Here is a 19,274-nt window from a genome sequence, read left to right as displayed (position 1 = left end):
TGTACAGTTGCGAGGCTTCCATATGACGAAGAAGCCGGAAACGGCCGCCAAGGCGTCCCGGCGGGAGGCGGACCCTGCCCGCGTCTCCCGCAAGGGGGAGAAGAAGGCCGCCAAGAGCGCGGCCAAGGCTAACGGGACCGCAGCGTCGGGCATCGACGGCGAGGAGAGCCGGCTCGCCCGCGCGCTGGCGACGTTCTCCGTCGATGCGCCGGAGCTGCCGGAGATCATCGACAGCCGCGCCTATGGCAGCGGCAACTACCCCTACACCGACCGCCCCAAGCGCGGCGCGTATGAGGAGGAGTTGCGCGCGCTGCAGATCGAACTGCTCAAGGTGCAGGAGTGGGTGAAGACGTCCCGCGAGCGCATCGTCATCGTCTTTGAGGGGCGTGACGCCGCTGGCAAGGGCGGCACGATCCATCGCTTCGTGCAGCATCTCAACCCGCGCTATGTGCGGGTGGTCGCCCTCGACAAGCCGACCGAGATCGAGAGCGCGCAGTGGTACTTTCAACGTTACGTCGCGCACATGCCCTATAAGGGCGAGATCGTGATGTTCGACCGCTCCTGGTACAACCGCGCCGTGGTCGAGCCGGTGATGGGGTATTGCACCCCGGCGCAGACGGCACAGTTCCTCGATCAGGTGCCGATTTTCGAGAAGATGCTGGTGGATGACGGCATACGCCTGTTCAAGATCTGGCTCGATATCGGCCGGGAGATGCAGCTCAAGCGCCTGCATGCGCGTCATAAGGATCCGCTCAAGCAGTGGAAGCTGTCGCCGGTGGATCTTTCCGCTCCCGCGCGCTGGGATGCCATCTCGGCGGCGCGCAACGCCATGATCGAGGCGAGCCACAGCGCGGCGGCGCCCTGGACCGCCGTGCTCTCCAACGACAAGATGCGCGCCCGCCTTGGCGCCATCCGGCAGATCCTGTCGCATCTTCCCTATGAGGGGCGCGACGACCGCGTGGTCGGCGTCCCCGATCCGGCCATCGTGATGGATGGGCGGACCTTTCTGGAACGCCAGGCGTTCTGAGGTATCAAGGCCGGAATGACAGGCGGATTCGAAGACATGATGCGGGCGCACGGCCAGCACCGGCAGCAAAGGGCCCCGCGTGGCGCGGCGCGCGATCAGGTCAAGGCGTCGGTGCGACGGGCGGCCTTGCCGCTCTGCGCCGCCTTCGCTTTCCTGCCGCTTATGCCGAACGAGGGGGCCCGTGCGGGCGAACCTCTGCCACGCCCGCAGGTCGATTATCGCCTCGTCGCCAAGGGCCCGCAGGACGCCCGCATGACGATCGCCCATAGCGGCGAGCGCATGCGTCTGGAGGTCACGCAGGCCGACATGCCCGGCGACATGACCGGCATCGTCGATCTCGCCCGCAACCGGATGCTGATGCTGGTCGCCATCCCCGGCATGGGCAACCGGGCCTTCGATGTCGAGCTGCCGGCCGACTTCGCCGCCTTCGATCCGGGCGGGGAAGGCACGCGGGGCGGCACCGAGAAGGTGGCGGGCGAAACCTGCCATGTCTGGCGCACGCGCGAGGACCGCAGCGGCACGCCGGTCGAGGCCTGCATCACCGAGGACGGCATCGCGCTACGGGCGAAGGCCGAGGTCAGCGGCAAGCCGCGCGTGCTGTTCGAAGCAACGGAGGTGGTGCGCGAGCCGCTGGGCGCCGCCCTGTTCGAGCTGCCGGCGGGCGTGAAGGTCACGCGCCTGCCCTCCGGCATGCAGGGCATGATGCCCGGTCTTCCCGGTTTGCCCGGCCTGCTGCGCTAGTTTTCAGTATCAGCCGTTCAGCACGCGGCGCGGCGCGGGCTCGGCCGCCTCGGGTTCCAGCACCGGCGGCTCGGCCAGCGGATCGACCGATACGGCGGGTGGGGGAATGCGGCGCTTGCGCCGGCTCATCAGCAGCTCGCGAATACCGAGAATGACCAGGGCGAGCGCGAAGGGCGTCACATAATAGAGCAGGCGCAGCAGCAGCAGCGCGCCGAGCAGCGCCTCGGTCTCGAACTGCGACAGCGCCACCAGCATCGCCGCGTCGAACACGCCGAGCCCGCCCGGCGCGTGGCTGGCGAAGCCGAGCAGGGTCGCCGAGATGAAGACGACGCCGAGCGCGATCGGGTCGATATAGGGCGTCTGCGGCATCAGCACATACATCGCCGCCGCGCAGAAGGCCAAGTCGATGATGCCGATGCAGATCTGCAGCAGCGTCAGCTTCCAGCCGGGCAGGGTGACCGTCCAGTGGCCCTGCCCGACACCGATGCGGCGCGGCTTCAGCCCGACCCAGACGACATAGGCGGCAAGGCCGGCCAGCAGGCCGATGCCGATCAGACGGTTGATCCAGGCCGGAAGCTGGTCGACCGCGCTCGCCGCCCAGGGCTCGACGGTGATGCCGAGCCCGAGCATGGCGATATTGCCGAGCCAGAAGGTGAGGCCGGTGACGAAGCAGAGCTTGGCCACATCCACCGCGCCGAGACCGTGCGCCGAATAGATGCGGTAGCGCACCGTGCCACCGGTGAAGGCGGAGAAGCCGATATTATGGCCGATGGAATAGGAGGTGAAGGACGCGAGCGCCGCCGTGCGGTAGGGCACATGCGGCTTGCCGATGGTGCGCAGGGCGAACCAGTCATAGAAGGTCAGGGTGAAATAGGCCGCCGCCACGAACAGCGCAGCCAGCGCCACCCGCCACGGATCGGTGTCCGTGAGCGCGTCCAGCACCTCGGCCGGACGGATGTTGCGGAGCATCTCGTAGAGCACCACGGCAGCGATACCGATGATGACGAGACTGGCGACCACGCCGAGCGTGTGCCAACCCAAATGCCCGCGCAGCCATCCGAGTATGGCCTTAAGCCCCTTCATCGCTCGCTCACCATCATCTTTGCCGCGTTCGTGGTGGTTGGCCGCAGCCCTATCAGACCCGAGGGCCGGGCGAAACCGCTTAGGCGCCCGGGCGGCGCATTACCGCATGTCGGCATGGGCGGGGGTATGACGGCCACGCGGCGTGCGGCTTGTGCGGACAGATGGGGGCGACGGCGTGGCGGCGCGCCCCTGCTCGCGCCAGCGTGATCGCCCAAGCCCGATGCCTTCGCGCCGGATTGCCCGGGCCTGATGGCTCCGCGCGTCACAACCGAACAGGGTAGCCGATTTCGATGGTACGCGGGCGCGGCAGCCCGAAGCGGTCCACCGAGCGTTCGGCGTTGCGCGCCAGGAAGGCGAAGACATGGGCCAGCACGTCGCGTACGCCGCGTATGTCCTCCGGCGGGATGATGCGCTCATGGCCGATGACATAGACCGCCTCGTCGGGGTCGATGCCCTGCGCGTAGAGCGCCGGGCCGAGCACCGCCGGCACGTCGATCTGCTGCATATAGCCGAAGCGCACATCCACCCGCACATGGAACGGGTCGAGCGGCAGCACCCGCACGCGCTCGTCCACCGGCACGCGCGGGCGCGAGGCGATCCAGACCGAGACGATGACGGATCGCTCGAACTGAACGTTCAGCAGGTCCGACACCCGGCCGAGCGCGACCGGCGTCACCGCCCCGCCGCGCGACAGGAAGATGGCGGTGCGCGGGCTGATCGCGCAGGCCGGCGGGCGGCCGCGGGCGATGAAGGCGTCAAGTGGCTCGGTGAAGCGGCGCTGCTGAATGCCCAGCCCCTCCAGCCCACGCCGCCACGACACCATGATGATGAGCACGATGGCGGCGATGGTCACCGGCAGCCAGCCGCCATCATGCAGCTTGGTGAGATTGGCAGCGGCGAAGGACAGGTCGATGGCCAGAAGGCCGCCGGCGAGCACGATGAGCACCGGCAGCGGCCAGTGCCAGCTGCGCCGCACATAGGCGACGAACAGGATGGTGGTCGAGACCATCGCCATGGCGACCGCGATGCCATAGGCCGAGGCCAGCCGGTCCGACGAGCCGAAAGAGATGACGATCAGCGCGCAGGCGACCATCATGATCCAGTTCAGCCGGCCGACATAGATGTGCTGGTCGTTGTGTTCGCTGGTGTAGCGGATGCGCATCGGCGGCAGGTAGCCCAGTTCGATGGCCTGCTTGGCCAGCGAAAACACGCCGGTGATGATGGCCTGCGAGGCGATCACCGTCGCCGCCGTGGCGAGGATCAGCAGCGGCACGTCGAACAGGTCGGGCGACAGGTCGTAGAACGGGTTGCGCACCGCGTCGCGGTTCACCAGCACGATGGCGCCCTGGCCGTAATAATTGAGCAGCAGCGCCGGCATGGCGACCAGCAGCCAGGCACGGGTGATGACCTTGCGCCCGAAATGACCGAGATCGGCATAGAGCGCCTCGCCGCCGGTGATGGCGAGGAAGGTGGCGCCCAGCACGGCGCCGGCGAACCAGATGTGATCGTTGATCAGGGCGATGCCGTGGCGCGGATCGAGCGCCCACAGCACCTGCGGCGCCTGCAGGATGCCGTACACGCCGAGCGCCGCGAGCGAGCCGAACCAGAGCAGCATGACCGGCCCGTAGAAGGTGCCGATGCGTTCGGTGCCGGCCCGCTGGGAGAAGAACACCAGCAGGATCACCAGCACGGTGACGGCGACGATCCAGTGGTCGAGCGCGGGGGCGATGACCTCGAGCCCCTCGATGGCGGAGAGCACCGACATGGCCGGGGTCAGCACGCCGTCGCCGATCAGCATGGCGGCGCCGATGAGGCCGGCGATCAGCAGGAAGAGCCGCTTGCCGGTCGCGCTGCGATGGAGATCGAGCAGCGTCACCAGAGCGAGAATGCCGCCTTCCCCGTCATTGTCCGCGCGCAGCACCAGCGAGACATATTTGATGGTGATCGACAGGATGATCGCCCAGGTCACCAGCGAGAGCAGGCCGAGCACCTCGGCATCCGTCACCGCCGCGCCGCCGACGGCGATCAGGCCCTGCTTGAAGGCGTAGAGCGGGCTGGTGCCGATATCGCCGAACACCACGCCCAGCGCGGCCAGCTCGGCAGCGAGCGGCAAGGTTCGCCCGGTCGTTGCGGCGGGGCTAGCCATGACGGGGATGAGCCGCCTGCGCGCGGACGCACGCATCCAATGCCGGGCGCGCAGCGCGGCCATGCCGTCGGCGAACAGGGAATATAAACGTCATGAGGCTCCGCAATCGCGCAGACCGGCCGGGGCACGGCAGCGCAGCATTACCCCGCTCTGGTCCGCGCGCCAAGGGGGAGCCTCGATACGACGGCCACCCGATCGCTCGATCCCGGCGGAATGTGCGGCGCAACTTGCGCCCGCACAGGGGCCATTGGACCGCAGGCCGGTGCGGGGGCACCGGCGGAGAGGCTGAGGGAGGAGGATTGGGGGGCGGAATTAACCCTCCTCCCTCGACCATCGGTGCCGGCTTTGATGAAGGCTTGCGGGGACCTTCAGCCAGCGCCGCGGCTGAGCAACGTTCTACCCACAGCGCGGGATGTCGGCAAGCAAAACTGAACGGTTCGGTCAAAAACTTTCGGCCAAGCGATCTGGCGCTTGGGAGGAGGGGCGCTTCGTGGCATGGTGTCGCAATCGCACTTTGAACCTTTTTCCGGTTGTTTTGCGCTTAGTCAGGTCTGCCTCGTGAACGTGTTTCCCACCCTTTCGCCGATCATCGCCTGTGACCCGCCGCGCTGCGCCGCGCCGGTTCCGCAGGGGCGCGACAAGTCGCGGCAGATCCTGAACGGCGCCCGCGAGGTTTTCCTGGCGCAGGGGTTCGACGGCGCCAGCATGGGTGAGATTGCCCGCGCGGCGGGTGTCTCCAAGGGCACGCTCTACGTCTATTTCCCCTCCAAGGAAGAGCTGTTCGCGGCTCTGGTGCGCGAGCAGTCCGAGCAGACGGCCGAACACTGCTTCGTGCTCGACCCCAACGAGGACGTGCAGGCGGCGCTGGTGGCGCTGAGCCATCGCTACATCCGCGCCATGATCCAGCCGGCCAATGTCGCCACGGTGCGCATGGTGATCGGCGTGGCGGAAAAGCTGCCGCAGATCGGCCGGCTCTACTACGCCTCGGCGCAGGAGCGGGCGGTGGCGCTGCTCTCCGAGTGGCTGCGGGCCAAGATCGCCGCCGGCGAACTGGCGATCGACGATGTGGACCTCGCCTCCTGGCAGTTCGTCATCGGCTGCCATGCGCGCATCGTGCTGCCGGCCTTCTTCTGCGGCATTTCCGCCTCGGATGAGGAGATCGAACGGGTGGTGAACTTCACGGTCGGGGCCTTCCTGCGCGCCTATGCGCCGCGGCGCTGCCCGAGCGATCAGCCGGGCTGACGGGGCGCGGCGCGACCTTCGCCCTCGGCCAGCAGGGCGGTGAGCCCCTCGCGATAGGTCGGGTAAGTGAGAGCCCCGCCGATCAGCGCGTGCAGCCGGTCGTTGCGCACCCGTCGGTTATCCGCCCAGAACGACAGCGCCATGGGCGACATGGTGGCCGCCGCAATCTCGAAGGGGACGGCGGGCGGCGGTTCCACCCCCAGCAGCCCGGCGGCGAAGCGCACCGGGGCGCAGGAAGGCGAGGGCTCGTCGTCCACCACATTCACCACGCCGTCAAAACCCTGCGTCGCCACCGCATGGATGGCCCCGGCGATATCGGCGACATGAATGCGGTTGAACACCTGGCCCGGCCGCTCGATGCAGCGGGCAGTGCCGGCCCGGATGTCGAGCAGCGCGTTGCGCCCGGGTCCGTAAATGCCGCCGAGACGCAGAATGGCGACCGGACGACCAGCCGCCTGCCCCGTCTCCCGCCACGCCGCCTCCGCCGCCACGCGCCGCCGCGCGCGCGGGGCTTCCGCGTCGAGCGGGGCGTCCTCGTCGATCCAGGCGCCGCCGCTGTCGCCATGCACGCCGATGGTTGAGAGATAGATCAGCGGGCCTTTTCGGCGCGCGGCGGCGAGGCCGGGGCCGAGCGGGCCGAGAAAGGGGTCGCCTGCCTCGCCCGGCGCGGCGGAGGCGAGCACGATATCGGCTGTCTCCAGCGCCGCGCGCAGCTCATCGCTCGGCACACCGTCGAAGGCGAGCATGTCCACGCCCGGCTCAAACCGGGGCGCGCGGGCGGTGCCGAGGATCCGGGCGAAGGACGCCCCGTGCCGGGCGACGAGATGCCGGGCGCAATAGCCATAGCCGAGGCAGAGAAGCGTGGTCATGCGAGCGTCCGTTAGGCGGCGGGCGGCAGGGAGGCGGTGTGCCATTCGGCCCGCACCTCGGCGTCGGGCTCCCCGGCATGGCGTGCGGCATGACGGGCGAAGGCGTCGGCGTCAAGCAGCCGCGCCAGCGCCCACACCGCCGCGCCGCGAATGAGCGGGGCGGGATCGTCGAGCAGTCGTTCCGCTGCCGGAACAAGCGTCGCGTCCCCGGAATTGCCGATGGCGATCAGCACATTGCGCAGGAAGCGGGTGCGCCCGGTGCGCTTGATCGGGCTCTTGGTGAAGCGCGCGCGAAAGGCGGCATCGTCCAGCCCCGCCAGTTCGGCGAGCGGCGGCGCGCGGTTCTCGTCGCGGGCGGCGAGGCGCGCCTCGTGGCCGGCCTGCGCGAACTTGTTCCACGGGCAGGCGGCGAGGCAGTCGTCGCAGCCATAGATGCGGTTGCCGATGCCCGCGCGCAGCTCCTGCGGGATCGGTCCGCGATGCTCGATGGTGAGGTAGGAGACGCAGCGCCGGGCGTCGATCTGGTAGGGCGCGGGAAACGCGCCCGTCGGGCAGGCGTCGAGACAGGCGCGGCAGGAGCCGCAATGGTCGATCTCGGGCGTGTCCGGCGGCAGCGGCAGCGTGGTGGCGATGGCGGCAAGGAACAGCCAGGAGCCTTTCGCCCGCGAGACAAGATTGGTGTGCTTGCCCTGCCAGCCGAGCCCGGCGGCCTGCGCCAGCGGCTTTTCCATCAAGGGGGCGGTATCGACGAACACTTTCACCGCGACGGCCTCCGGCCCGCCGGCGCGCGGCACGAAGCGCGAGCAGATGCGCTTGAGCTTGCCCTTGATCAGCTCGTGATAATCGTCGCCGCGCGCATAGACCGAGATCGCACCGGTCGAGCGGTCGGCCAGCACGGCACGGGGATCCTCGTCCGGCCCGTAATTGAGGCCGAGCATGACCACGGCGCGCACCTCCGGCCACAGATGGGCGGGGGAGGCGCGGCGCTCCGCCGTCTCCGGCATCCAGTCCATATCGCCATGACGGCCCTGCGCGATCCAATGCTGGAGGCGGGGGGCGGCCTCGGGGATCGAATCGGGCGCGGCGACACCGATGGCGTCGAAGCCTTCCTCGCGGGCGAGGGCAGCGATGAGCGCCTTGGCGGCGGCCGGGTCTAGAAGTCGAGATCCGCGTAGCACAGCGCCGGCGGCATCCCCGCCATGGTCACGGCGAGCAGCGGCCGGAAGGCCGGACGCGACTTGATGCGCGCGTACCAGATCTTCGCTCCCTCATCCTCGTCCCACGGCACGTCGCCCAGATAGTCGACGCAGGAGATATGCGCGGCGGCGGCAAGGTCGGCATAGCTCATGCGCTCGCCCGCCAGCCAGTTCCGCGATTTCAGCAGCCAGCCGATATATTGCAGATGATAGCGGATATTGGCCCGCGCCGCGCGGATCACCGCCATGTCCGGCGGCCCGCCACCGAGCTCGCGCGGCATGTAGCGCTTGTACACCTTCTCGCGCACCAGCGGCTCGGACACCTCGGTGTAGAATTTGTGGTTGAACCAGGAGGCGAGGCGGCGCACCTCGACGCGGGCATAGATGTCCGGCGGCAGCAGCCGGCGGTCGCCCATGGCGTGGCCGCGCGTCTCGTCGATATATTCGCTGATGGCGTCGACGCCCGGCACGACGAGGCCGTCATCCTCCACCAGCACCGGCGTGGCGCCGGCCGGGTCGAGCATCAGGAACTCGGGGCGGCGCTCCCAGGCCCGCTCTTCGATCAGCACAGGCGCGATCCCCATCTCCCCGAGAGCGAGGCGGACGAGGCGCGAATGCGCGCAGAAGGGATGATGATAAAGCTGCATTGTCCGGGAAAAGCCTCGGCGCGCCCCGACGACGGCGCCGCCTGAAGGACCGATCTAGAAGGGTTGACGCCTCATCGCAAGTTATCGCGGCGTCAACATGGCACCCCGCCCCGCCCGTGCGCAGGGTAAGGTTCATGCATTTTTCGTGGCACGGTGTAAGGATCGTTAACGCGCCGGCGGTGTTTTCACCGGCGCACCCCGAGCGCGCGGCGGTAAGAGCCTTGCTTGTGAGGCTCTCAGGAGGCTCCAATGGCGAACCAACCCGAACATGGCAGCTTCATCTGGAATGAGCTGAACACGCACGACCCGGAAAAGGCCAAGGCGTTCTATGCGGAAACCCTCGGCTGGACCTTCGAGGCGATGCCGATGGAAGGCGGCGCCGACTACACCATCATCACCCAGGGTGAGCGCCGCATCGGCGGCATCTTCACGCTGGCGGCGGCCGAGTTCGCCGGCATTCCCGATCACTGGATGACCTATGTGGCGGTGGATGATGTCGATGCGCGGCTCGCCAAGGTGGAGGCGGCCGGCGGCAGCATCATCCGGCCGGGCTTCGACGTGGCGGGTGTCGGGCGAATCGGCATTGTGCGTGATTCGGGCGGGGCGTTTCTCGCCTGGATGACGCCGCGCATGTGAGCCGTGATGCCGGCTAAGCTACTGGCGACACGCCGGATTCGGCACAGTGTAATGCGTGTGCCATAAAACGGGCGCAAGCGTGAACGGGCGCGGCCCCTCAGGGTTGCTTCCGTCGTTACCGCCCCACGGCCCTTGCGGGCCCCCGTCGAAGGAACAGCGACGCATGCAGATGCATATGCCGGCCTCCCCCATCCGCGCCAGCGGCTATTCGATCCTCGAAGGCAGCCCCGAGTTCGACGATCTCGGTGCGCATCTCGACGAGGCCGAGGCCCTCGGCGTCGATCTGGTGGAACTCCCGGCCTATGCCTGGCACCTCATCGTCGGCGGCCGCCTGCTGACCAACCGGCTGGACGACCTGGTGCGCGCCCTCGCCGGCCGCAGGCTCGCTTATTCCATGCATGGCACGCTCGCCATCAACCTGATGGACATTCCCGAGCGCCTGCCGCGCCATGAGGCGGTGCTGGCCGCCAATATCGAGATCGCCGCCGCCATCGGCGCGCATCATCTCGTGATGCACACCGGCCATGTCTCGGACCCGGCCGACGATGTCGAGGTTGCCTATTCCCGCCAGCGCGAGGCGCTGGTGCGGGCGGGTGACCACGCGGCGCGCCTTGGCGTGCTGCTCTGCGTGGAGAACATCTTCCGCTTTCGCGGCGTGCGCGAGACGGCGACGCCGGCCAAGCTCGCCGGGGAATTGTCGGCCATCGAGCATCCGGCGGTGCGGGCGACGCTCGACGTCAGCCACGGCTATATTCGCTGCACCGATGCGCGGCTCGATCCGATCGCCGAGATGGCGCAGCTCGCGCCCTATGTGGCGCATTTCCACCTGCACGATTCCTTCGGCCGGCCGACCGAGATGTGGACCTACCACCCGGCGGAAGCGGTGGCGCTCGGCGAGGGCGACCTGCACCTTCCCATCGGCTGGGGTTCCATCGACTGGGACGCGGTGATCGAGGCGGTGCAGCCGCCCGCCGGCGCCGTCGCGGTTATGGAGCTGGAACCGCGCCACTGGCGCGAGCTGAAGGACCAGGTCGGTGTGCTGCAGGCCCTCGCCGCCCGCTTCCGCAGCCCGGCGGCGATCGTCGCCTGAAGACCCTGTGGGCAGTCTGGACAGGCCGGTATTCAGGTGGCACTGATCGTCGTCAAACCCACGTCGGCCGCTCTCATGGGGACATGCCGTGTCATCGCCGCTTCCGGTCACGCCTGACCACCTTCCCTTCTTCATCACTGCGCCGGGCGAGACCGACATCCTGCTCGGCGTGGCGACCGTGACGCTGATCGGCGCGGTTCTGGTCGGCGGCGTCCTGTTCCTGGCGCTGCACTCGCTGCCCGAGCGCATGGCGCACAAGGCGCAGAAGCTGCAGATGGAAATCGTCGCGGTGCTGTGCCTCTTGGCGCTGTTCACCCACATCCATCTGTTCTGGGTGGCCGCGCTGCTGCTCGCCTTCATCGATCTGCCCGATTTCGGCACACCGCTGACCCGCATCGCCCGCGGGGTGGAGCGGCTGGCGGGCACCTCGCCGCCGGCGGACGCCCCGGCGCCCGGCCTGCATGGAGAGCGCCACAGCGCCGAGAGCCGCAACCATGCTTGAGCTGCTGCTGTGCTCGCTGGTCACGGTGTTCCCGGATTATCTCATCCGCCGCTACGCGCAGGGAAAGCGCTTCGGCCATGAGATCACGCTCTATTCGGTCTGGTATGAGCTGCGCTGGGGCATCACTGCCTGCCTGATGCTCACCGTTGGGCTGATCGCGGTGATCTTCTACAACCATCCCTCCTCGAGCAATGTCACCGCCTATTTCCGCGCCGTGCCGATCGTGCCGGAGATCGGCGGTCGCGTGAGCGAGGTTCTGGTGGGGCAGAGCGCCCGCGTCGAGGCCGGCCAGCCACTGTTCCGGCTCGACGATTCCCTCCAGAAGGCGCAGGCCGAGACCGCACGCCGGCGCATCGTCGAGACGGAGGCCGCGCTTGTCGCCGCCCGCGCCGACATCGCCGCCGCCGAGGGGCAGCTGCGCCAGGCCGAGGAAGCGCTGCAACAGGCGCGCGATGAGCTGGAGACGCGGCGCGAGCTTCAGCAGCGCAATGCCGGCGTGGTGAGTGTCCGCGAGATCGAGCGGCTGCAGAATGTCGTCGATGGCCGCGAGGGCGGTGTCGCCGCCGCGCTGGCCGCGCGCGAGGCGGCGCAGGCCCGCGCCACCCTGCTTCTGCCCGCGCAGAAGGCGAGCGCCGAGGCGGCGCTGGCCGAGGCGCTGGTCGCCCTCGACAAGACGGTGATCCGCGCCGGCACGGCCGGTCAGGTCGAGCAGTTCGCCCTGCGGGTCGGCGATCTCGTCAGCCCGATGCTGCGCCCGGCCGGCGTGCTGATCCCGGAAGGCGCCGGTCGCCAGCGCCTCGTCGCCGGCTTCGGCCAGATCGAGGCGCAGGTGCTCCGGCCGGGCATGGTGGCCGAGGCGGTGTGCCTGTCGAAGCCGCTCACGGTCATCCCCATGGTGGTGACGGATGTGCAGGACGCCATCGCCGCCGGGCAGCTGCGCGCCGCCGAGCAGCTGCAGGACGCCCGGCAGGTCGCCGCGCCGGGCACGCTGACGGTGGTGCTGGAGCCGCTCTATGAGGGCGGCCTTGCCGGCGTGACACCCGGCTCGAGCTGCATCGCCAATGCCTATTCGAGCAATCACGCACGGCTCGCCTCCGGCGAGGTCGGCGGGCTTACGGCGGTCTATCTTCACGTCGTTGACACGGTTGCGGCGGTCCATGCGCTGCTTCTGCGGCTGCAGGCGGTGATCGTGCCGCTGCGTATCCTGGTGTTTAGCGGGCACTGAAACCGGGCCGGATGGCGCGCCGGCTTCACGAGCGCGCGATTTTCGCCGCCGGCACCTTCTTGCGGCGGAAACGGGCGCCCCCTATATCGGCCACGAACGGCGCGCATGGCGCCGTACCCAATTGCTATGGGGGCCGGTCCCGGGGGACGGCGGCGGTTCGCCGCTGCGCTGTTCCTCTCCGGGTGCTTCAATAAGGTCCGGCCGGCCTGCCGGAAGGAGAAACATTATGTCTAAAGTCATCGGCATCGACCTCGGCACGACCAATAGCTGCGTCGCCGTCATGGAAGGCAGCACGCCCAAGGTGATCGAGAACGCGGAAGGTGCCCGCACCACGCCGTCCATCGTCGCCTTTACCGAGGATGGCGAGCGTCTCGTCGGCCAGCCGGCCAAGCGCCAGGCAGTGACCAACCCCGAGCGCACCTTCTTCGCGGTGAAGCGCCTGATCGGCCGCCGGTATGACGACCCGACCGTGGCGAAGGACAAGGGCCTGGTGCCCTATCAGATCGTGCGTGCCGACAATGGCGACGCCTGGGTCGAGTCCGACGGCAAGAAGTATTCGCCCTCGCAGATCTCCGCCTTCACCCTGCAGAAGATGAAGGAGACCGCGGAGGCCTATCTCGGCGCCAAGGTCACGCAGGCGGTCATCACCGTCCCGGCCTATTTCAACGACGCCCAGCGCCAGGCCACCAAGGACGCCGGCAAGATCGCCGGCCTCGACGTGCTGCGCATCATCAACGAGCCGACGGCGGCCGCGCTGGCCTATGGCCTCGACAAGAAGTCGGCCGGCACCATCGCGGTCTATGACCTCGGCGGCGGCACCTTCGACGTGTCGGTGCTGGAAATCGGCGACGGCGTGTTCGAGGTGAAGTCCACCAATGGCGACACCTTCCTCGGTGGCGAGGACTTCGACATGCGCCTCGTCAGCTACCTCGCCGACGAGTTCAAGAAGGAGCAGGGCATCGACCTGCGCAACGACAAGCTCGCCCTTCAGCGCCTGAAGGAAGCCGCCGAGAAGGCCAAGATCGAGCTGTCGTCCGCCACCCAGACCGAGATCAACCTGCCCTTCATCACGGCGGATGCCTCGGGCCCGAAGCACCTGACCATGAAGCTCACCCGCGCCAAGTTCGAGGCGCTGGTGGACGACCTGATCCAGCGCACCGTCGAGCCCTGCCGCAAGGCGCTCAAGGATGCGGGTCTTTCGGCCGGGCAGATCGACGAGGTCGTGCTCGTCGGCGGCATGACCCGCATGCCCAAGGTTCAGGAAGTGGTGAAGCAGTTCTTCGGCAAGGAGCCCCACAAGGGCGTCAACCCGGATGAAGTGGTCGCCATCGGCGCCGCCATCCAGGCCGGCGTGCTCGCGGGCGACGTGAAGGACGTGCTGCTGCTCGACGTGACCCCGCTCTCGCTCGGCATCGAGACGCTGGGCGGCGTGTTCACGCGCCTCATCGACCGCAATACCACCATCCCGACCAAGAAGAGCCAGACCTTCTCGACCGCCGAGGACGGGCAGACCGCGGTGACCATCCGCGTCTTCCAGGGCGAGCGCGAAATGGCGGCGGACAACAAGATCCTCGGCCAGTTCGACCTCGTCGGCATCCCGCCGGCGCCGCGCGGCGTGCCGCAGATCGAAGTCGCCTTCGACATCGACGCCAACGGTCTCGTCAATGTGTCGGCCAAGGACAAGGGCACCGGCAAGGAGCAGCAGATCCGCATCCAGGCCTCCGGTGGTCTGTCCGACAGCGACATCGACAAGATGGTGAAGGACGCCGAGGCGCACGCCGAGGAAGACAAGAAGCGCCGTGCCGTCGTCGAGGCGAAGAACCACGCCGAGGCGCTCGTCCACTCGACCGAGAAGGCGCTGGCCGAGCATGGCGACAAGGTCGGCGCGCCGGAGAAGGCGGCCATCGAGACCGCCATCACCGAGCTCAAGACCGCGCTGGAAGGTGACGACGCCGAGGCGATCGCCGCCAAGACCAACACGCTGGCGCAGGCCTCCCTCAAGCTCGGCGAAGCGATGTACGCTTCCCAGCAGGGCGGCGGCGATGCCGGCGAGGCGCCGAAGGACGATGTGGTGGACGCCGAGTTCACCGAGGTCGACGACGACAAGAAGAAGTCGGCCTGACGGCTCCAAGGTTCGTGCCGCCCCCGGGAGCGATTCCGGGGGCGGAACTCTGTTTGGCAGTGCCGGATGATGTGGGCGCCCGCCGGGGCTTCAGGCTCGGACGCGGCAGGATTCCTGCATGAAGCGGCTGCTTTGACCGGAACGGGGTGGCGAGCGCGCTGCCTCATCCGGTCCAAACCGTGCGACGGCTCAACCATCCATGTCCAAGACCGATTATTACGAGCTGCTTGAAGTCACCCGTACCTGCAATGACGGGGAGCTGAAGAGCGCCTATCGCAAGCTCGCCATGAAGTGGCATCCGGACAAGAATCCCGGCAATGCCGAGGCCGAAATCCGCTTCAAGGAAATCAGCGAGGCCTATGACTGCCTGAAGGATCCGCAGAAGCGCGCGGCCTATGACCGCTTCGGCCATGCCGCCTTCGAGAATGGCGGCGGTGGCGGGCCCGGCTTCGGGGCGGACTTCGCCTCGACCTTCTCCGACATTTTCGACGACCTGTTCGGCATGGCCGGCGGGCGACGCGGCGGCGGCGGTGGCCAGCGCGGTGGGCGCGAGCGCGGGGCGGACCTGCGCTACAACATGGAAATCACCCTCGAGGAGGCCTTCTCCGGCAAGAACGCCACGGTGCGGCTGCCGACCTCCATCGTCTGCGAGACCTGCTCCGGCTCGGGCGCCAAGCCCGGCACGCAGCCCACCACCTGCCGCACCTGCGGCGGCGCCGGCCGCGTGCGCCAGGCGCAGGGCTTCTTCACGCTGGAGCGCACCTGCCCGAGCTGCCAGGGCCGTGGCCAGGTGATCGAGGATCCCTGCCCGTCTTGCGCGGGCGCGGGGCGCACCACCAAGGAGCGCACGCTCGAAGTCGCCATTCCCGCCGGCGTCGAGGATGGCACGCGTATTCGCCTCGCCAATGAGGGCGAGGCCGGGATGCGCGGCGGGCCGCCGGGCGATCTCTACATCTTCCTGTCGCTCGCCCCGCACGAGTTCTTTCAGCGCGACGGCGCGGACCTGTTCTGCCGCGCGCCGATCTCCATGGTCACGGCGGCGCTCGGCGGCACCTTCGAGGTGCCGACCATCGAGGGCGACACCCACAAGGTGAAGGTTCCCGAGGGCACCCAGTCCGGCAAGCGCTTCCGCCTCGGCGGGCGCGGCATGCCGGTGCTCCGCAGCCGCACGCGCGGCGACATGTATGTGCAGGTGGTGGTGGAAACGCCGCAGAACCTCACCCGACGTCAGCGCGAATTGCTCACCGAGTTCGAGCGGGAATGCTCCGGCGAGACGCACCCGGAATCGAGCGGCTTCTTTGCCAAGGTAAAGGATTTCTTTGCCGGGGATGCGGATTAGTGAGGGTGGCGTAACGCCGCCGTCATCGCAGGGTCTTAACATCGTCGGGCAACCACTTTAGTCTGACGCCGCTTCCGCCCGTGGCCCTGCGCCGTTTCTTCGCGGCCGAATGGAATCAAAGTCGCATGCTCGACCGCGCTACCGACGCCTCGAAGTCCGACCGCCTGAAGGCCAAGGCCCGCAAGCTGCGCTCCCTCAAATTCCGCGACCTCAAGATCGGCGACCGCACCCTCGGCGAGCACGCCGCCGCGAGCCGCAAGGTGGGTGGCGATGCCCGCCCCGACGAGGTGCGGTTTCTCCAGTCCTGGCTGCAGAACCCGCTGCGCACCGGCGCGCTCTCGCCCTCCGGCCGCGCGCTGGCGCGCACCATGGCCGGCTATGTCGATCCCGCTGGCGATGGCCCGGTCATCGAGCTCGGTCCCGGCACCGGCCCGGTGACGGCGGCGCTGATCGCCCGCGGCGTGGCCGAGGAGCGGCTTGTGCTCATCGAGTACAACCCGGAATTCTGCACGCTGCTGCGTGCCCGCTTTCCCCGCGCCACCATCATCGAAGGCGACGCCTACGGCATGAAGGCGACGCTGGACGGTCGGCTCGCCGGCAAGGCGGCGGCGGTGGTCTCCAGCCTGCCGTTGTTCACGCGGCCCGTCGAGGAGCGTTACAGCCTGCTCGACCAGGCCTTCGAGCTGTCGCACGCCCGCGCGCCCTTCATCCAGTTCACCTATGCCGTGGTCTCGCCCATGCCGCTGGCGCCCTCGCGCTTCGAGGCGCATGTCAGCCCGCGCATCTGGGCGAACCTGCCGCCGGCGCGGGTATGGGTCTATCGCGGCCATGAAGCGGGCGTGAAGCTCGTCCACGACCTGCCGCTCGCCGCCGCGGGCTGATCCCTTCAGGCCGCGCCTCCTTCCAGCCCCTTGGCGTCTGGCGTCCGGGGCGACGACCGGGAGTTCCCCCATGCGCACGCCCCGTATCCTCACCTTCGCCGGCTCGATCCGCACGGGATCCTATTCCCACGCGCTGGCGGCGCTGGCGGCGAAGGAACTCTCCAGCCTCGACTGCGAGCCGGTGCTGATCTCGCTCGCCGACTACCCCCTGCCGATCTACGACGCCGACCTTGAGGCGAGCGAGGGCGTCCCCGGTCCGGCGAAGCAGCTGCGCGACCAACTCGCGCAGGCGGACGGCGTGTTTATCGTCACCCCCGAATACAATGCCGGCCTGCCGTCGTTGCTGAAGAACGCCATTGACTGGGCAAGCCGGGCCAAGGGCGAGGGCGACGCCTTCAAGAAGCCGGTCTACGCCATCGGCTGCACCTCGCCGGGCGCGCTCGGCGGCTACCGCGCCTCGATGATGCTGCGCCAGGTGCTGGCTCTCGGGCTCAGCGCGCTGGTGCTGGCCGAGCAGGCGATGGTGGCCGGCGCGGGCAGCGCCTTCGCCGAGAATGGCGATCTCAAGGACGAACGCGCTCAGCAAAGGTTGCGCGCGCTGATGACTGCGCTTATCGAGCAGGCGGCGCTCAGGGCGGGTCTGCGCGCCTGACCAGCCGCGGAGACAGACTGTGACGAGCGCGCCCCTTACCGATCCGAAAGACCGGCTCATCGTCGCGCTCGACCTTTCCTCCGTCGGGGCGGCCGAGAGCATCGTCGCCCGGCTCGGCGACAGCGTGACCTTCTACAAGATCGGCTATGAGCTCGGCTTTGCCGGGGGCCTCGGCTTCGCCCGCGAACTGATCGCCGACGGCAAGAAGGTGTTCATCGACTTCAAGCTGCACGACATCGGCAACACCGTGGCGCGCGGCGTCGCCAGCCTCGCCGCACTGGGGGCGAGCTTTGCCACCGTCCATGCCTACCCGCAGACCATGCGCGCGGCGATGGAAGGCAAGGGCGCGAGCCCCTTACGCATCCTCGCCGTCACCGTGCTGACCTCCTATGACGAGGCGGATCTCGCCGAGGCCGGCTATGGCGCCGGCGTGGACGAGACCGTCGCCCGCCGGGTGGCGCAGGCGCGCGAGATCGGCGTCGATGGCATCGTCTGCGCCCCGACCGACGCTGCCCGCGTGCGCGGCATCCTCGGCCCCAAGGGCGCCATCGTCACCCCCGGCGTGCGCCCGGACGGCGCCGCCACCGGCGACCAGAAGCGCATCGCCACGCCTTTCGCGGCGATCCGCGCCGGCGCCGACCATCTCGTGGTCGGCCGGCCTATCGTCGCCTCGCCCGATCCCGCGAGCGCCGCCCGCGCGGTGCAGGCCGAGATTGCCGCGGCGCTCGCCGCCTCCTGACCCGCCACGAAGGACACATACTATGGCCAAGGGCTACTGGATCAGCCGCCTCGATGTGAGCGATGCCGAGGGCTACAAGCCCTATCTGCAGGGCGCCATCCCGACCATTGCCGCCTTTGGCGGGCGCTTCCTCGCGCAGGGCGGGGCGTTCGAGACGCTGGAAGGCACCTCCCGCGCCCGCAATGTCGTGGTCGAGTTCAAGGACTATGAGACCGCGCTCGCCTGCTTCCACTCGCCCGCGTATCAGGCGGCCTATACCCACCGCCTCGCCCATTCCGAAGGCGAACACCTCGTCATCGAGGGCTATGAGGGCGACCAGCCGGCGGCCGGCGTGATCGACGGCCCCGCCCAGGGGCCGGGCACCGCCTATTGGGTCATGCGCATCGATGTGCACGACCTCGAGACCTACAAGTCCTACATCGCCGCCGATGCGCTGGCGGTGCGCAAATATGAGGGCTGGTTCCTCGTGCGCGGCGGCCGGCATGAGGCGGTGCATGGCAGCGCGCGCTCGCGCAATGTGGTGCTGGCCTTCAAGGACTATGAGACCGCGCTCGCCTGCTACCACTCGCCGGAATATCAGGAAGCGTTCGGTTTCCGTGCCAAGGCGGCGGTGGCCGAGGTGATCGCCATTCACGGCGCCTGAGCCGCGACGCGCTGGCCGGATGGCGCGCGGCGATTGTGCCGCGCGCTGAGTCGCTTGGCGAGCGCGCGCTTGGCGCGGCAGCGGTGGACAAGGCCGCGGCGGTCTGCTATGTGCCCTCACCTTGATCGGTGGCCCGTGTCCTTGGGCGCCTGCCCCGGTCGCCCAAATTCAACGCATGCGCGATACCGCGAAGCACGAAGAGGAAGACACGTGCAGGTTCTCGTTCGGGACAACAACGTCGACCAGGCCCTCAAGGCGCTCAAGAAGAAGATGCAGCGCGAGGGCATTTTCCGCGAGATGAAGCTGCGCGGCCACTACGAGAAGCCGTCCGAGAAGCGCGCCCGCGAGGAAGCCGAGGCTGTTCGCCGCGCCCGCAAGCTGGCCCGCAAGCGCGCCCAGCGCGAGGGTCTGCTGCCGTCCAAGCCGAAGGTCGTCCCCGGCGCCCGCTGATCGGCTCGGCCTTCCGGCCGTCCGGCACTTGAGATTGCGCGAAG

At 68.7% G+C, this 19,274-nt stretch carries 19 protein-coding genes; 14 read left to right on the top strand and 5 right to left on the bottom strand.

The genetic code is table 11. From position 1 onward, the window contains the following. Window positions 1-22: 22 nt before the first annotated feature. Both ppk2 and OU996_RS03850 read left to right on the top strand, forming a co-directional pair. Complete coding sequence (gene ppk2, locus OU996_RS03855; RefSeq protein ID WP_267584337.1) at window positions 23-1,027, top strand: polyphosphate kinase 2; 1,005 nt, start codon at window positions 23-25, stop codon at window positions 1,025-1,027. Between the two features lie 36 nt (window positions 1,028-1,063). Next, window positions 1,064-1,768 (top strand): hypothetical protein, encoded by a 705-nt coding sequence (locus OU996_RS03850; RefSeq protein WP_267584336.1) that lies wholly within the window; start codon window positions 1,064-1,066, stop codon window positions 1,766-1,768. Window positions 1,769-1,777: 9 nt separating this feature from the next. Here the strand turns inward: OU996_RS03850 and OU996_RS03845 are convergent, their stop codons facing one another. Both OU996_RS03845 and OU996_RS03840 read right to left on the bottom strand, forming a co-directional pair. After that, window positions 1,778-2,851, bottom strand: coding sequence for a UPF0104 family protein (locus OU996_RS03845; RefSeq protein WP_267584335.1), 1,074 nt, complete (start codon window positions 2,849-2,851; stop codon window positions 1,778-1,780). A gap of 262 nt (window positions 2,852-3,113) precedes the next feature. Then, window positions 3,114-4,997: a potassium transporter Kup gene (locus tag OU996_RS03840; protein WP_267584334.1), complete on the bottom strand. Its 1,884-nt coding sequence runs from the start codon at window positions 4,995-4,997 to the stop codon at window positions 3,114-3,116. Window positions 4,998-5,555: 558 nt separating this feature from the next. On the opposite strand from OU996_RS03840, the gene OU996_RS03835 reads away from it, so the two are divergent. Next, complete coding sequence (locus OU996_RS03835) at window positions 5,556-6,239, top strand: TetR/AcrR family transcriptional regulator (RefSeq protein WP_267584333.1); 684 nt, start codon at window positions 5,556-5,558, stop codon at window positions 6,237-6,239. Here OU996_RS03835 and OU996_RS03830 read toward each other — a convergent pair. From OU996_RS03830 to OU996_RS03820, 3 genes are read right to left on the bottom strand one after another with little or no spacing between them, the layout of a single operon-like run. Further along, entirely contained in the window at window positions 6,227-7,108 is an 882-nt protein-coding gene (locus OU996_RS03830; protein ID WP_267584332.1) for an NAD-dependent epimerase/dehydratase family protein, read from the bottom strand. The genes OU996_RS03835 and OU996_RS03830 overlap by 13 nt on opposite strands. Window positions 7,109-7,119: 11 nt before the next feature. Then, window positions 7,120-8,286, bottom strand: a complete 1,167-nt coding sequence (gene queG / locus OU996_RS03825) for a tRNA epoxyqueuosine(34) reductase QueG (RefSeq protein WP_267584331.1) — start codon at window positions 8,284-8,286, stop codon at window positions 7,120-7,122. After that, window positions 8,262-8,951 (bottom strand): glutathione S-transferase family protein, encoded by a 690-nt coding sequence (locus tag OU996_RS03820; protein WP_267584330.1) that lies wholly within the window; start codon window positions 8,949-8,951, stop codon window positions 8,262-8,264. The genes queG and OU996_RS03820 overlap by 25 nt, the downstream gene beginning before the upstream one ends. A 249-nt stretch (window positions 8,952-9,200) precedes the next feature. Between OU996_RS03820 and OU996_RS03815 the strand changes: the two genes are divergently transcribed. The 11 genes from OU996_RS03815 (at window position 9,201) to rpsU (ending at window position 19,230) form a co-directional block, all read left to right on the top strand. Further along, entirely contained in the window at window positions 9,201-9,587 is a 387-nt protein-coding gene (locus OU996_RS03815; RefSeq protein ID WP_267584329.1) for a VOC family protein, read from the top strand. A gap of 163 nt (window positions 9,588-9,750) precedes the next feature. Then, the gene (locus OU996_RS03810; RefSeq protein ID WP_267584328.1) at window positions 9,751-10,677 is read left to right on the top strand and encodes a sugar phosphate isomerase/epimerase family protein; all 927 of its coding nucleotides are present in this window, start codon (window positions 9,751-9,753) and stop codon (window positions 10,675-10,677) included. 88 nt (window positions 10,678-10,765) lie between these two features. Next, window positions 10,766-11,179, top strand: coding sequence for a hypothetical protein (locus OU996_RS03805; RefSeq protein ID WP_267584327.1), 414 nt, complete (start codon window positions 10,766-10,768; stop codon window positions 11,177-11,179). Beyond that, window positions 11,172-12,404 (top strand): HlyD family secretion protein, encoded by a 1,233-nt coding sequence (locus OU996_RS03800; protein WP_267584326.1) that lies wholly within the window; start codon window positions 11,172-11,174, stop codon window positions 12,402-12,404. The genes OU996_RS03805 and OU996_RS03800 overlap by 8 nt, the downstream gene beginning before the upstream one ends. A gap of 226 nt (window positions 12,405-12,630) precedes the next feature. Continuing rightward, complete coding sequence (dnaK, locus tag OU996_RS03795) at window positions 12,631-14,526, top strand: molecular chaperone DnaK (protein ID WP_267584325.1); 1,896 nt, start codon at window positions 12,631-12,633, stop codon at window positions 14,524-14,526. Window positions 14,527-14,725: 199 nt separating this feature from the next. Beyond that, window positions 14,726-15,865 (top strand): molecular chaperone DnaJ, encoded by a 1,140-nt coding sequence (gene dnaJ, locus OU996_RS03790; RefSeq protein ID WP_267584324.1) that lies wholly within the window; start codon window positions 14,726-14,728, stop codon window positions 15,863-15,865. 125 nt (window positions 15,866-15,990) lie between these two features. After that, window positions 15,991-16,746 carry a class I SAM-dependent methyltransferase gene (locus OU996_RS03785; protein ID WP_267584323.1) on the top strand — a complete coding sequence of 252 codons (756 nt, stop codon included), beginning with the start codon at window positions 15,991-15,993 and terminating at the stop codon, window positions 16,744-16,746. Window positions 16,747-16,816: 70 nt separating this feature from the next. Continuing rightward, a complete protein-coding gene (locus OU996_RS03780) occupies window positions 16,817-17,398 on the top strand; it encodes an NADPH-dependent FMN reductase (protein WP_267584322.1) in 582 nt (193 codons plus the stop codon). Between the two features lie 19 nt (window positions 17,399-17,417). Then, window positions 17,418-18,137 (top strand): orotidine-5'-phosphate decarboxylase, encoded by a 720-nt coding sequence (gene pyrF, locus OU996_RS03775; RefSeq protein WP_267584321.1) that lies wholly within the window; start codon window positions 17,418-17,420, stop codon window positions 18,135-18,137. A gap of 22 nt (window positions 18,138-18,159) precedes the next feature. Then, complete coding sequence (locus OU996_RS21375) at window positions 18,160-18,780, top strand: DUF1330 domain-containing protein (RefSeq protein ID WP_324290727.1); 621 nt, start codon at window positions 18,160-18,162, stop codon at window positions 18,778-18,780. Window positions 18,781-18,990: 210 nt separating this feature from the next. Continuing rightward, window positions 18,991-19,230 (top strand): 30S ribosomal protein S21, encoded by a 240-nt coding sequence (gene rpsU / locus OU996_RS03760; protein ID WP_213755039.1) that lies wholly within the window; start codon window positions 18,991-18,993, stop codon window positions 19,228-19,230. Window positions 19,231-19,274: the final 44 nt, after the last annotated feature.

It is taken from the genome of Ancylobacter sp. SL191 (genome assembly GCF_026625645.1).
GTDB lineage: Bacteria > Pseudomonadota > Alphaproteobacteria > Rhizobiales > Xanthobacteraceae > Ancylobacter.
Note: the sequence above shows the minus strand (reverse complement) of the source record. Positions and strands in the feature narration are given on the sequence as shown.

Excerpts from the sequence above, each read along its gene's own strand:
- OU996_RS03850 (WP_267584336.1), top strand. The coding sequence starts at position 1,064 with ATGATGCGGGCGCACGGCCAGCACCGGCAGCAAAGGGCCCCGCGTGGC.
- OU996_RS03780 (WP_267584322.1), top strand. The coding sequence starts at position 16,817 with ATGCGCACGCCCCGTATCCTCACCTTCGCCGGCTCGATCCGCACGGGA.
- OU996_RS03830 (WP_267584332.1), bottom strand. The coding sequence starts at position 7,108 with ATGACCACGCTTCTCTGCCTCGGCTATGGCTATTGCGCCCGGCATCTC.
- ppk2 (WP_267584337.1), top strand. The coding sequence starts at position 23 with ATGACGAAGAAGCCGGAAACGGCCGCCAAGGCGTCCCGGCGGGAGGCG.
- dnaK (WP_267584325.1), top strand. The coding sequence starts at position 12,631 with ATGTCTAAAGTCATCGGCATCGACCTCGGCACGACCAATAGCTGCGTC.
- OU996_RS03820 (WP_267584330.1), bottom strand. The coding sequence starts at position 8,951 with ATGCAGCTTTATCATCATCCCTTCTGCGCGCATTCGCGCCTCGTCCGC.
- dnaJ (WP_267584324.1), top strand. The coding sequence starts at position 14,726 with ATGTCCAAGACCGATTATTACGAGCTGCTTGAAGTCACCCGTACCTGC.
- OU996_RS03785 (WP_267584323.1), top strand. The coding sequence starts at position 15,991 with ATGCTCGACCGCGCTACCGACGCCTCGAAGTCCGACCGCCTGAAGGCC.
- OU996_RS21375 (WP_324290727.1), top strand. The coding sequence starts at position 18,160 with ATGGCCAAGGGCTACTGGATCAGCCGCCTCGATGTGAGCGATGCCGAG.
- OU996_RS03840 (WP_267584334.1), bottom strand. The coding sequence starts at position 4,997 with ATGGCTAGCCCCGCCGCAACGACCGGGCGAACCTTGCCGCTCGCTGCC.
- OU996_RS03815 (WP_267584329.1), top strand. The coding sequence starts at position 9,201 with ATGGCGAACCAACCCGAACATGGCAGCTTCATCTGGAATGAGCTGAAC.
- OU996_RS03800 (WP_267584326.1), top strand. The coding sequence starts at position 11,172 with ATGCTTGAGCTGCTGCTGTGCTCGCTGGTCACGGTGTTCCCGGATTAT.
- OU996_RS03810 (WP_267584328.1), top strand. The coding sequence starts at position 9,751 with ATGCAGATGCATATGCCGGCCTCCCCCATCCGCGCCAGCGGCTATTCG.
- OU996_RS03845 (WP_267584335.1), bottom strand. The coding sequence starts at position 2,851 with ATGAAGGGGCTTAAGGCCATACTCGGATGGCTGCGCGGGCATTTGGGT.